Consider the following 12,361-nt stretch of genomic DNA (forward strand, 5'->3'; position numbering starts at 1 on the left):
AGGTATTTTTATTTATGAAGAAACAAGCTTTTAGTTCTGAACAGTATTTGAATCTGCAACGCGACCATATTTTGGAGCGCATTAACCAGTTTGACGGCAAGCTCTACTTGGAGTTTGGTGGTAAGATGTTGGAAGATTTCCACGCTGCCCGCGTCCTTCCTGGTTATGAACCTGACAATAAAATCAAACTCCTTCAAGAGCTCAAAGATCAGGTCGAAGTGGTTATTGCTATTAATGCCAGCAATATCGAGCACTCTAAGGCTCGTGGTGACCTTGGCATTTCCTACGACCAAGAGGTTCTTCGTCTGATTGATAAATTTAACGAACTCAATATCTATGTGGGTTCTGTTGTCATCACTCAGTATTCAGGTCAACCTGCGGCCGATGCTTTCCGTAACCAATTGGAAAAAAATGGCATCACGTCTTACATCCACTACCCTATCAAGGGCTATCCAACGGATATGAACCATATCATTTCTCCTGAGGGTATGGGGAAAAACGATTATATCAAGACTAGCCGTAACCTTATCGTCGTTACTGCTCCTGGTCCTGGTTCTGGTAAATTGGCGACATGTATGTCTAACATGTACCACGACCAAATCAATGGTATCAAGTCAGGTTATGCTAAATTTGAAACCTTCCCAGTTTGGAATTTGCCGCTTCATCACCCAGTTAACTTGGCCTATGAAGCTGCCACTGCAGACCTTGATGATGTCAATATGATTGACCCATTCCACTTGGAAACTTACGGCAAGACTACAGTAAACTACAACCGTGACATCGAGATTTTCCCAGTCCTCAAACGTATGCTTGAGCGTATCCTTGGTGAGTCTCCTTACGCTTCACCTACGGATATGGGTGTTAACATGGTTGGTTTTGCCATTACGGATGATGAGGCCGCCAAAGAAGCTTCTAAACAAGAAATCATCCGTCGCTACTATCAAACTGTACTTGATTTCAAAAATGAACGTGTTCCTGAGACCGCTGTCAAGAAGATTGAGTTGCTCATGAACGATCTTGGCATTACTCCTGAAGATCGCCAAGTGGTCGTTGCAGCACGCGCTAAGGCTGAAGAAACAGGTGGTTCTGCCCTTGCGCTTGAATTGCCAAATGGCCAAATTGTCACTGGTAAAAATTCAGAACTCTTTGGTCCAACTGCGGCTGCTTTGATCAACGCTATCAAGACTTCTGCAGGTATTGATAAGGAAACTAAACTTATCGAGCCTGAAGTGGTTAAACCTATCCAAGGTCTGAAAATTGACCATTTAGGTAGCCGTAACCCTCGCCTCCACTCAAACGAAATCCTCATTGCCTTGGCCATCACAGCTGCTAACAATGCGGATGCAGCGCGTGCCATGGAGGAACTTGGTAACCTCAAGGGTTCTGAAGCCCACTCAACTATCATCCTTACTGATGAAGATAAAAATGTTCTCCGTAAGCTTGGTATCAATGTAACCTTCGACCCTTACTATCAATACGACAAATTGTATCGTAAATAATGCATGACTATAAACAACAAAGACCTCAGTTGCTAAAACTGAGGTCTTTTAGAATTGCATTTAGTTGGAGAAAGAAAAAAGGGAAACTCTATCGAGTTCCCTTTTTGATAACCCACTCTTTCGTCTCGACCCGTTCCCAATGAAAAGGGAGTGGCCTAGCATTATTATGAAAAAGTGAGTTAAAGGTATCAAACAGAGGGCTAAGCCACTCCCGATTCTAATCAGCCTACGATTTCTAACTTGAGAAAAGGTAAGCTAAAAAGCAAAATTATAGTAGATAGGACTGCCACAAGTGGGAGGTAACGACCTCCAACAAGATAGAGTAACAATGGCGCTATCGCTATGAAACGATTTAGAAAATTGCTAGTAACACGAACGGTTTGTCCGTCCTCGACAGTAATGGTGTTAGACTTGTAACCCAATTTTCCGACACTCAAACGAGCTTTTGACGATGGTAGGGAAACGCTCACGTCTTCCACTCCAGAAACGGTCCCCACAAGACTAGTGTCTACGCGAATAGGACTCTTTCTAGCTACCTTGCTCGCTTCAATTGTTATACTAGCCACTAGCCATCTCCTTTTCCTATCTTTCTACTTATAGTATACACTTTTTGAAACGCTTACACAAGGGAAATGACTGTTAAATCAAGATTTCTTGAAAATGTTTTATGTTTTCAAAAGTTCTTAAACCGCTTTGAGGGACTTTGGAAATATTGGTTTTTAAATAGTAAAAAGGGCTCAGTCCTATCTAATACAGAACTGAACCCTTTCCTATAAGAATTTGTCTATCCTGTTGGGATAAGTGCCTGAGGGGGATAATATTCCTATACGGGAATGGTGGCACTTTCCCTACAAAAGACCAAATTTACTTAGGCTAATCCATGAACATAAGCATCTACAGCAACGATGGCTTGCGCAATATCAGAAGCTTTCACCTCAAATGGCATTTGATGAATAGTTTCTCCTTCGATTGTTGCTTGTTGACCAACCTTGAGAAGATCTTCGTAACTTGCATTTTCAAGATGCATTTCTTTAAGAGTGGTTGGCATGCCAATTTGTTGATAGAAACGAATGTATTTATCCAAAACTTCTTTTGGACGATTTTCTAGGAACAATTGTACAAGAGTTCCGTAAGCTACTTTTTCACCATGAGTCAAATGGTGAATATCGCCAGTGAGGGCTGTGAAACCATTATGGATGGCGTGAGCCGCAGCCAAGCCACCACTTTCAAATCCGATACCACTGAGAAGGGTATTGGCTTCAATAATGTTTTCAAGGGCAGGCGTTACCACTTTTGCTTCACAGGCAGCCATGGCTTGTAAACCATCCGCAAATAGAATTTCTTCACAGCGTTCAGCAATGGCAACACCAGCAAGTGTTTGGTGTTTGCCTAGCATGGTTTTACCATTTGCTTGCATAACTGCTCGAGCTTCTACCCAAGTTGCTAAGCCATCTGCAATACCAGAAGCGAGCAAGCGTTTTGGCGCTTGAGAGATAACCTTACTATCAACCAAAACCAATTCTGGGTTCTTAGAATAGAAGATGTAGCGTTCAAAGGCACCCTCGTCCGTATAGATAACAGACAAGGCTGAAACTGGAGCATCTGTAGAGGCAATGGTAGGAGCAATCACTACTGGAGATTTTAGAAGATCTGCGATGGCTTTAGCACTATCAATAGTCTTACCGCCACCTAATCCAACGACTAAATTACAGCCCTTTTCTTTGGCCAAACTTACCACACGATTAATTTCATTATCCGAAGCTTCACCATTAAAGAAGACTGGAACAACTGTAAGTCCATTTTGAACGAGGTATTCTTCGAAACGTTTACCCACAATGTCATAAACTACTGAATCACACAATAGTACAGGATGACTTCCTAGTTCCAAAATGGTTTTTGCATTTTCAAATAAGGCGTTTTCACCTTGAATGTAACGCGACGGACTTGCAAAATTTCTCATAGTCTTTCTCCTTTGACATAAATGTATTTATATAGAATCAATTAAACGACCTTAGTTCTATGGAATATAGAGCTAAAAACTCACTTTAATTGACAGCATATCTATTTGGAGTCAGTACATAAGTCTAATTTTTTACTCTGTTTTCAAAACTCCTACTCTTCTTCTGGGTAGGTCAAACCCCAGTCTTTACGGAGTTGTGTCATGAGTTCCATGACATCTCGGCTGTAATTGAGGTAGGTATAATCATCCTCGCCTGCAACAGCTGCTTCCATATCGAGGACCTCATACTGGAGGGCTTTAGCGGTTTCTCCTGCTTCGATGACTTCTTGTGAGCCATCTTCCGTATAGGTGATGACCGCCTTTTGCCCACGTGGGTATTCATAAAGTTCGATATAGCCCTTGTCATAAGCGATGGTGCCACGTTTTGGTTGTTTAGCATGAAGACTAAGCGTTACAGTGGCCATTTCCCCTTCTACATTGGTAAGGAGAATACCCGCTTGTTCATCAACACCAGTTGGAGCTAATTTAACCTGTGAAACCATCTCTGTCGGTTGCGATGTCATGAACCAACGTACAAAGGAGAGGGCATAGACACCGATATCAAGTAAAGCTCCACCAGCCAAGTTACGATTGAAAAAGCGGTTGGTCATGTCATATTCTTTATAAGAACCAAAGTTCATCTGGATAACCTTAAGAGGTCCCAACTTACCACTTTCCACGATTTCAGAAAGTTTCCGATAAATAGGCATATGGAAAATGGTCATGGCTTCTGCCAGTTTGACATGATTTTCTTCGGCGAGTTGAATAGCTTCTGTCAATTCCTCACTGTTTAGAGTGATAGATTTTTCACAGAGGACGTGCTTGCCAGCTGCGAGGGCCTTGCGAAGGTAATTAATATGCGTATTATGAGGCGTTGAGATATAGATAATATCCACTTCAGGGTCTTCAAAGACTTGGTCAATCTCTTCATAAACCTTTTCAATGCCATATTTTTCAGCGAAGGCTACTCCCTTGTCGTAGGTACGATTGGCTACGGAATAGAGTTTCCCGCCAAGAGCTTCCAAGGCTTGTGCCAATTCGTTGGCAATAACGCCAGTTCCAAGACTAGCCCAGTTGTACTTAATTTGATTTGTCATAGTTTTCCTTTATTCTATTTTTGAATAGTCAATTCATTAATCTGAGATAAGATTTCAACCTCACTCGCTCCTGCCTGAAGCAAGGCTGCAGCCGCATAGGCCCCCTCAATGAGAGGTACCTGTTGAATAAGGATTTCCTTGTCTGAAAATTCCTCAAGCATTTCCAAGTTCATACGGGAACTGCCTAGGTCGTAAAAGGCCAAGAGTCGGTTGGCGGGCTGACTTTCCACAGCCACTTGGACATGGTCAAAACTAGATCCCAAGCCACCATCTTCCAGACCGCCTGTAGCCGTCAAAGGGATATCTGGGGCAACCTCACGAATCAGACTCACCAAACCTTTAGCAATGTCCGCAGAGTGGGACACAATCACAATTCCAAGTTCTGGCATATCCTAGCCCTCCGCTTCTAGCAAGGCTTTGAAGAGTAGACCAGACGAATAAGAGCCTGGATCAATGTGACCAATAGAACGCTCACCTACATAAGAGGCACGCCCCTTGGTAGCCACAACTTCCTTGGTTGAAAGAACAGCTTGATCAATAAGGTCATTGGTTAATTGACCTTGTTTGACAGCTTCAACAACTGGGTGCCAAACATCAACCATGGTCTTTTCACCGGCCTCTGCATGACCACGTTTTTTAATCATCTCGAGACCTGCCTCAAGCACTCCTGCCAAATCTTGACCAGCTTGTTCAGCCTTCATCATGCCCATAAAGGCAGACCCATAAAGCGGACCTGAGGCACCACCAACCTTACTAATCAAGGCCATAGAGACCGCCTTGAACACTTCTGCTGCACTTTGTGGTTCAGTGCTGTTAATAGCCTCAATGGCTGCTGCCATACCACGCGCCAAGTTAGCACCATGATCACCATCTCCAATAGGACCGTCTAATTCAGACAAGTGGTCTTTTTCTGCTTCAACCCTTTGATCAAAGCATTGCATCCATTTTACTGCAACTGTTTTATCCATAATATACCTAATTTCTAGTTTTCATGTCAGACTACCAAGCGATGGTCTTAACAGGACTCTCCAGAGCCTCAAGCCAAGCGTCATTTTCAATCTTCATGAGCGTCAATGAAAGACCTGCCATATCAATCGATGTCATGTAGTTACCTAATTTTTTATAGGCCACTTCTAGTCCAACTTCTCCAAGAATGCTTGCTACATCGTTAGCAAAGACATACTGCTCCATGAGAGGTGTCGCACCCATACCATTGATGAGAAGGGCATAGCGTTCACCTGCCTTAGCCTCAAAGGCTTCAAGGAGTTTCCCTGTCAATTCTTCAGCTAACTGGCGAGATGGCTGCATAGACTCCTTACGATAACCTGGTTCACCATGGATACCAATACCGTACTCAATTTCATCCTCAGCTAGGACAAAACCAGGCTTACCAACCTCAGGAACGGTCGCACCACTAAGGGCCAAACCAATGGTGTGGATGTTAGGAACAATCTTATCAGCCAAGTCCTTGATTTCAGCCAGAGACTTACCTTCACGAGCCGCATGACCTAGGATTTTGTGAACGAAAATAGTACCTGCAACCCCACGACGACCTTGTGTATAGAGGCTATTTTCCACAGCAATATCATCGTCTACAACAACACTAGCAACCTCGATGCCTTCCATTTCAGCCAATTCTTGAGCCATCTCAAAATTCATGATGTCGCCAGAATAATTTTTAACAACCATGAAGACACCAGCTCCTTGGTCCGCTGCCTTGATAGCTTCCAAAATCTGATCTGGCGTTGGTGACGTGAAGACAGCACCTGCAATGGCTGCAGAAAGCATACCATCACCTACAAAACCTGCGTGAGCTGGCTCGTGACCACTTCCACCACCAGAAATGAGACCAACCTGACCAGCAGCCTGCTCATTTCTTGCGATGATGTCAAACCCCTCAACACGATGTACCAAATCACTGTGAACATAAGCCAAGCCATCTAGCATCTCTGTCACTACATTTTCAGGTTTATTGATAATTTTTTTCATGGGATTGCCTCCTTTTCAAAGGTATCAACTATTTGCACTTACATTGGCTTCCTTCTGTGATTGTTAATTCCCTTTAAATAAAGGACTTCAAGGCTTTTTGAGAAAGACAGCGTAATAATATGTAAACGCATACATTTTATAATTTAATTGTAGCATTTGCCTCTATCAATAGCAAGGCAAAAGGCAAGACCTCCATTTTCCTGACTTCTATCATTAAGTAGAAGAAAAATCTCATAGAAAGTCCTATTTTAGTCGCCAAAGCTATTGAAAAACCACCATTCAAACCTTATAATGGAATGACGAATTAAGCGATAAGGAGGTTCAAATGACCATCGATTTCCAAAGAGAGACAGAAACAGAAACTAAAAACGAAATGGATGCCGTCCTTCAGGCTGGCCGTGTCCTTATGGAGAGCGGTGCTGAGATTTACCGTATTGAAGACACCATGGGTCATATGGCCAAGTCTCTTGGCATCAGAGACTTTTCCACTTACGTGGTCAATCGAGGGGTTATGATCTCCGGACTCAACCGCTCAGGTCTTAAGGAGTCCCGTGTCCTAGCTACCTCAGCTCCTTCTATCCATCTGGGCAAACTCGAGGAAGTGAACCGCCTGTCTCGTGAACTGGCAGAGCAGCCCAATCAACCTGTCTCTAGTATTTTCCAAAAGCTGAAAACTATTGAGCAGAAGACTTTCTATCGTCCTTTAGAGGATATTATAGCCTGTGTCATTGGTGCTGGGAGCTTCTCGCTAGCCCTTGGAAGTAGCTGGATTGACGGAACTGCTGCGGCTATATCGGGACTTTTTGTAGGGATTGGTATGCAGCTCTTTTCTCGTTTTATTCATACCAGCTTCTTGCAGATTATCCTCTCTAGTGCCATTGCTGCTTTATCAGCCAATGTTCTCTACTATCTAGGAATCGGCCAACATCGTAGTGTGATTATTCTGGGAACCTTGATGATTTTGATTCCTGGGGCCTACTTTGTTAATGCCATACGAGAATTCACCCAGAACAACTACTATAGTGGTCTGGCCCTGATGCTGTCTGGGGTCTCCACTTGTCTGTCTATCTCTGTCGGTGTTCTTGCCATGATTTCACTTCTTCCCTTTGCGGAACAATTATCAGGCATGTTCTCAACACCATCTACCTCATGGCAGGAGGTCTTGATTCAGACCTTCATGGCAGGCCTAGGGACAGCAGCCTTCTCCGTGCTTTACCGAGTACCAAAGAAATACTTCTTAGACCTCGGAACCCTAGGTGCAGGCTCATGGCTCCTCTACCTCTTGATTTGGAACAATACCCATCACGAAGTCCTTGCCATCCTCTTCCCAGCCCTTCTAGTCACATTCACCTCACGCTTCTTGGCCCACTACCGTAGATGTCCAGCTACAGTCTTCCTAGCCTCAAGCATGTTCCCACTCATCCCAGGGATGAGCTTCTACCGTGCGGTCTACTTCCTCTTGATTGGAAATTCAGACCTAGGACTCAGCTTCCTACGGGCTTGTTTTCTGGCCTCATTTACCATCGCCATCGCCGTCAGTTTGACACAACAAATCCCTAGCCGCTATTTTGTACTAGGGAAGAAGAAATAAATTATTAAAAGCCAGTGGTTTTGTATGCCAGTGGCTTTCTTAGTATTTCGATTAAGTAATTGACACCAAAAAAGGTAGCCCTAAAAAGCTACCTCGCAAAATCTACTACAAATCAAAATATTCCTTAACATCTTTAGCATAGCCATACTGCTGGTTTAAACGCTCGATTAAGTCTTTGTTATGCCCTGGATAATTGTCATTTCTTCGTAATTCTTGATAAAGCTCAATATAAGGCAACTGTTTGTCTTTGGCTAACTGCAACTCTGCTTCATAATCATAGGCAATCTTTCGAAATTGGAGATTAGTAACACCATCTTCTTCGACATCGACTATGGCATACTGAGCCCTATGATTTTGCAGGGGTGACCAATCAAAATAGGGCATCCCAATCGTACCAGGATTAAGAATCTGTTGCCCCTTACTACCATAGCGAAGCAATTGCTTATGCACATGACCGTAAATTGCCATATCTGTTTGATTATCTAACAACTGATCAAAATGACTGGTATCGTTAGCTGGACGTAACTCGCCTCCGTAATTCTTCTCCGGTAAGTGATGCGTCAAAGAAAAACGAATCCCATTGATTTCCTTTTTCACAACCAGAGGAAGAGAACGTATCCAATCAACATATTTAGAATCTATCTCTTCCATCAAGTACTGAGTAAGTCGCAAGAGCTGAATTTCTTGAGGGTCCTCCAGACCATACTCCCCATCCAAAGCCTCCAAAACGCAATCATCCCAATTTCCTCTAACAGTCGCTGTTATCGGAATAGAAGACAGGAGTTTAAAGAGTTCATTTCTACCTGGTCCAGGTAACAAAATATCCCCCATTAACCAATATTCTGTTGCACCCAACTCTTGTGCATCCTTAATAACTGCTTCAAGAGCTGTTGTATTCCCATGAATATCTGACAAAATTGCAATACGATGTTTCATCTATACTCCTTTACTGATGGTCTACTAGGTTGAAACCAATACAACATCAACTATCCTTCCTTACTTTCACCCTCATACAAACATGCCACCAAGCGTTCAAAGGGCTCTATATACTCCCAATACTCAAAAGGGAGATTGGAAATCTTACTTAGATCATTATCATCAAAATGATACACGAGATGGCGTAGTATTTGATTTTCAATATAATGGATATCTCTCAACTGCCCGAGACTGATTGTATCCAATTCTATGATGTAGTGACACAAATCATCAAGTGCCTTTACATCAAATTTTTTCTCCTCGTGTAGGAAGTAGAGAAAGCTCTGATTCTCACCCCTTTTATTATCTTCTATCAGATTCCTTTTATGCTTCATTCTTGAATCCTTTCCTTAATAGCACCATTATAACACTAGAAAATGATTCCCCAAAACGACAACATAAAAAGAGAACCTGGGATGTTTCCATTCCAAATTCTCTTCTCGATTTACAAAATAGCAACACATCTTACCACAAACTAATGCGTTTGCTTGGTGCTAAATACATGGCGTCTCCTTCTTTGATTTGAGGGTAGGCCTCATAAAACTCAGGAAGGTTTTTAAGTTGTTGGTTTACACGCAACTCATTTGGTGCGTGGACGTCTTGTACCATGGTATATTTATTGTACTGTAGGCTGGCCTTTTGTTTCCAGATATCTGCGTAGTTCTCAAAGTAATCCTTGAGATTAGGTTTTGTCATTTCTGTTTTGAGCACTTGGAGTGTGGATGAAAGACCGCCAGCATCTGCGACATTCTCAGTGACTGTGAGTTTTCCATTTACCTTAGTCCCGTAAATTTCCAAACCATTCCACTGGTCTTCAAAAGCTTTGATTCTCTTGTCAAAAGCTTTAGTATCTGCTTTTGTCCACCAGTTATGCATGTCGCCATTCTCATCATAGTCGGCACCATTGGAGTCAAAGGCATGGGTAATTTCATGTCCAATCACGACACCGATACCACCATAGTTCTTTTCAGTACTTTGGTTCTTGTCATAAAATGGAGCTTGCAAAATACCAGCCGGGAAGTTGATACTGTTACTTTCTGGATTGTAATAGGCATTGATATCAAAGGCAGAACCAGACCATTTATTCTTATCAATAGGATCATCAAAATGATCAATGGTATAACGTTTTCCAAACTGGGCAATATCTTCTGACAGTTCAAAGAAGGACTTGTTCGAATCAAGATGTAGTTCCTTAGTACCGGGATCCACATCTTCCTGATAACCTACAAAAACCTTCATTTTATCCAACTTTTCGATGGCCTTGTTGCGTGTGCCTTCCGTTAACCAATCATTCTGTTGAAGACGGCCACGATAGACATTTTTGATTTTATCAATCATGCCTGTCACATCAGTCTTGGCTTCCTCACCAAAGTATTTACGTCCATAATAGACACTCATGACATCACTAAACAGATGGACACTCATCTCGTAAACCGTATCTTCCTTAGAAACTGGCTTCTGTGTACCCATAATAGCCATGCTAATCGATTGAAAATTCAAGCGGTAATCTTCTGTCAGAGAATTTGAGGCTGCCATAGCTTCTTGCACCAAGATCCATGATTTGATTTTAGAAAAATTGTCCTGATTGACGATCTTACTATAATTCTCAAAATACTTGGTATTAGGGACGTTGATGGTTTCTAAATCACGTCCCATAATGCCTTTAATGACATCATATAATTTGAAGGAACCAGAGTAGGCATTAATCTCTTCTGCTGTTTTAGGGTGAACTAAATTCTTACTTTCAGACATCTCTTCGTTACTGAGACTGTACTTAGCAATGATTTCGTCGAACTCCAGTGCTTCTTTGACAATGCGTTTACTATTTTTTTCGCTATACCCAAGCATTTCCAAGGCTTTTTGCGTAGCTGTTTCAATTGGAGTTAAATATTGTTTCTTGCTGGCCTCGTCTTTATAAATAGACACATCTGGCAATAAGATACTTGGGGGACTCAATTGGATTTGTTTTTGACTGGTATTCTCTGCGTTAGTTCCAACGTTGTAACCAAATGGAAGAGGAATACCCTTATCAGTCAGATTAGCAGATTTACTGGCCAAATCATTTAAATCCTTGATATCCTCAATCTCTTTTAGATAAGGTTTGAGAGGTTCAAGGCCATCTTTCTCACGTTGCTTGTAATCACTAGCAGCCTTGTAGAAGGTGATAAACTCAGACATCCCTGTAATATCTGACGTTTCCTTGCCCTCCCCTAAATTTTTGATATCCTTCTTTAACTTTCCTTTGATATCTTCATCTAAAGTATAAAAATTATCAATACTTGGAGAATCAGCAGGGATTTTAGTTTTTAGGAGCCAGTCCTTGTTAACAGCTTGGTAAAAATTTGAGGCTACCGTAGCATTCTTGTCAATCGGTGTCTCTTGTGGGACAAAGGTTTTATAGGCCCAAAAACCACCTCCTGCAAGAGCCAAGGCCAAAGCTCCCGTTATGGAACCAAGAATAATTTTCTTACGCTTTTTCATAGATACTCCTTAGAAAATTAGATTAATATACTTGTATTATATCATTAGAACACTTGTTTTAGCAAGCTGTTTTTGGGAGACAAAAAGAAGTAATCAGACGATTACTTCTCTTTATTTTCTTAAATAGCGAAAATTAGGTATCATGACACTCAAGATAAATCATCTAAAAGAAACTACCGAGTGATGTTAATCCTCTTGCTAGATTAAAGTTACGCTCTGATTTTTCTTGGAATTCTGTGAGCATCTTACTCAAGTCACTCACTCCAGAACTCAGTGATTTCCCTTTAGAAAGATTGCTGACTGCTAGAACTTGAATAGCTCTCCTTAATTCTGCAAGAAGTTCGTCATTATCCTTCTTTCCAACTTCGATTTCATTTTTAAACGTTACGAGCAACTCTCTCTCATTTTCAGTTGTTTCTGGATTTACAATCAGATTATAGATATTGTTTAAGATATCCGTAATTTGCGTGTTATTGCTTTTTGTCATCTAGATTACCTCCTATAACCTGTAGCAAGATTAGGTTGAGCAAGTGAATTAAATTGGTTAATTGTTTGTGTTGTCATGAGCAACGACCTCTTTCAATAGTTCGCTGTGACATCATTATACACATCTAACATAGCAAATTCAAGAATAATAATATCCTTCTGCCACAAATGGTCCAAATTTAGCACAAACAGATAAAAAGAAGTAAGCACTTCGAGCGGTTATTTTTCTATTGCTTTATTGACA

The 12,361-nt window shown here is 41.7% G+C and carries 12 protein-coding genes; 2 read left to right on the forward strand and 10 right to left on the reverse strand.

What is annotated here, in order from left to right; genetic code table 11:
* The first annotated feature begins 14 nt into the window (after positions 1-14).
* Positions 15-1,499 carry a DUF1846 domain-containing protein gene (locus ACT170_RS05745; RefSeq protein WP_021146096.1) on the forward strand — a complete coding sequence of 495 codons (1,485 nt, stop codon included), beginning with the start codon at positions 15-17 and terminating at the stop codon, positions 1,497-1,499.
* Positions 1,500-1,720: 221 nt separating this feature from the next.
* Here ACT170_RS05745 and ACT170_RS05750 read toward each other — a convergent pair whose 3' ends face one another.
* The 6 genes from ACT170_RS05750 to dhaK form a co-directional block, all read right to left on the reverse strand.
* Positions 1,721-2,065, reverse strand: coding sequence for a hypothetical protein (locus ACT170_RS05750; protein ID WP_410532232.1), 345 nt, complete (start codon positions 2,063-2,065; stop codon positions 1,721-1,723).
* 302 nt (positions 2,066-2,367) lie between these two features.
* Positions 2,368-3,459 carry a glycerol dehydrogenase gene (locus ACT170_RS05755; protein WP_289092599.1) on the reverse strand — a complete coding sequence of 364 codons (1,092 nt, stop codon included), beginning with the start codon at positions 3,457-3,459 and terminating at the stop codon, positions 2,368-2,370.
* A 152-nt stretch (positions 3,460-3,611) separates the two neighbouring features.
* On the reverse strand, positions 3,612-4,595 hold the full coding sequence (locus ACT170_RS05760) for a Gfo/Idh/MocA family protein (RefSeq protein WP_410532233.1): 984 nt from the start codon (positions 4,593-4,595) through the stop codon (positions 3,612-3,614).
* Positions 4,596-4,609: 14 nt separating this feature from the next.
* Positions 4,610-4,984 (reverse strand): dihydroxyacetone kinase phosphoryl donor subunit DhaM, encoded by a 375-nt coding sequence (gene dhaM / locus ACT170_RS05765; RefSeq protein WP_002885319.1) that lies wholly within the window; start codon positions 4,982-4,984, stop codon positions 4,610-4,612.
* Between the two features lie 3 nt (positions 4,985-4,987).
* Positions 4,988-5,563, reverse strand: coding sequence for a dihydroxyacetone kinase subunit DhaL (gene dhaL, locus ACT170_RS05770; RefSeq protein ID WP_444818074.1), 576 nt, complete (start codon positions 5,561-5,563; stop codon positions 4,988-4,990).
* Positions 5,564-5,594: 31 nt separating this feature from the next.
* Entirely contained in the window at positions 5,595-6,584 is a 990-nt protein-coding gene (dhaK, locus tag ACT170_RS05775) for a dihydroxyacetone kinase subunit DhaK (RefSeq protein WP_048790028.1), read from the reverse strand.
* Positions 6,585-6,909: 325 nt separating this feature from the next.
* On the opposite strand from dhaK, the gene ACT170_RS05780 reads away from it, so the two are divergent.
* Positions 6,910-8,175, forward strand: a complete 1,266-nt coding sequence (locus ACT170_RS05780; RefSeq protein ID WP_048790027.1) for a threonine/serine exporter family protein — start codon at positions 6,910-6,912, stop codon at positions 8,173-8,175.
* A gap of 105 nt (positions 8,176-8,280) precedes the next feature.
* Here the strand turns inward: ACT170_RS05780 and ACT170_RS05785 are convergent, their stop codons facing one another.
* From ACT170_RS05785 to ACT170_RS05800, 4 genes are all read right to left on the reverse strand, one after another.
* Positions 8,281-9,111 carry a metallophosphoesterase family protein gene (locus tag ACT170_RS05785; RefSeq protein WP_014634746.1) on the reverse strand — a complete coding sequence of 277 codons (831 nt, stop codon included), beginning with the start codon at positions 9,109-9,111 and terminating at the stop codon, positions 8,281-8,283.
* A 50-nt stretch (positions 9,112-9,161) separates the two neighbouring features.
* A complete protein-coding gene (locus tag ACT170_RS05790) occupies positions 9,162-9,485 on the reverse strand; it encodes a hypothetical protein (RefSeq protein ID WP_175057644.1) in 324 nt (107 codons plus the stop codon).
* A gap of 130 nt (positions 9,486-9,615) precedes the next feature.
* Positions 9,616-11,631, reverse strand: coding sequence for a M13 family metallopeptidase (locus ACT170_RS05795; protein ID WP_270617351.1), 2,016 nt, complete (start codon positions 11,629-11,631; stop codon positions 9,616-9,618).
* Between the two features lie 163 nt (positions 11,632-11,794).
* Entirely contained in the window at positions 11,795-12,118 is a 324-nt protein-coding gene (locus ACT170_RS05800; protein WP_048790024.1) for a bacteriocin immunity protein, read from the reverse strand.
* Between the last annotated feature and the right edge of the window lie 243 nt (positions 12,119-12,361).

It is taken from the genome of Streptococcus sp. cx1 (assembly GCF_052384325.1).
GTDB classification, from domain to species: domain Bacteria; phylum Bacillota; class Bacilli; order Lactobacillales; family Streptococcaceae; genus Streptococcus; species Streptococcus salivarius_G.

Coding starts and splice junctions, on each gene's coding strand:
- ACT170_RS05745 (WP_021146096.1), top strand. CDS start 15: ATGAAGAAACAAGCTTTTAGTTCTGAACAGTATTTGAATCTGCAACGC.
- ACT170_RS05755 (WP_289092599.1), bottom strand. CDS start 3,459: ATGAGAAATTTTGCAAGTCCGTCGCGTTACATTCAAGGTGAAAACGCC.
- ACT170_RS05760 (WP_410532233.1), bottom strand. CDS start 4,595: ATGACAAATCAAATTAAGTACAACTGGGCTAGTCTTGGAACTGGCGTT.
- dhaM (WP_002885319.1), bottom strand. CDS start 4,984: ATGCCAGAACTTGGAATTGTGATTGTGTCCCACTCTGCGGACATTGCT.
- dhaL (WP_444818074.1), bottom strand. CDS start 5,563: ATGGATAAAACAGTTGCAGTAAAATGGATGCAATGCTTTGATCAAAGG.
- dhaK (WP_048790028.1), bottom strand. CDS start 6,584: ATGAAAAAAATTATCAATAAACCTGAAAATGTAGTGACAGAGATGCTA.
- ACT170_RS05780 (WP_048790027.1), top strand. CDS start 6,910: ATGACCATCGATTTCCAAAGAGAGACAGAAACAGAAACTAAAAACGAA.
- ACT170_RS05785 (WP_014634746.1), bottom strand. CDS start 9,111: ATGAAACATCGTATTGCAATTTTGTCAGATATTCATGGGAATACAACA.
- ACT170_RS05790 (WP_175057644.1), bottom strand. CDS start 9,485: ATGAAGCATAAAAGGAATCTGATAGAAGATAATAAAAGGGGTGAGAAT.
- ACT170_RS05795 (WP_270617351.1), bottom strand. CDS start 11,631: ATGAAAAAGCGTAAGAAAATTATTCTTGGTTCCATAACGGGAGCTTTG.
- ACT170_RS05800 (WP_048790024.1), bottom strand. CDS start 12,118: ATGACAAAAAGCAATAACACGCAAATTACGGATATCTTAAACAATATC.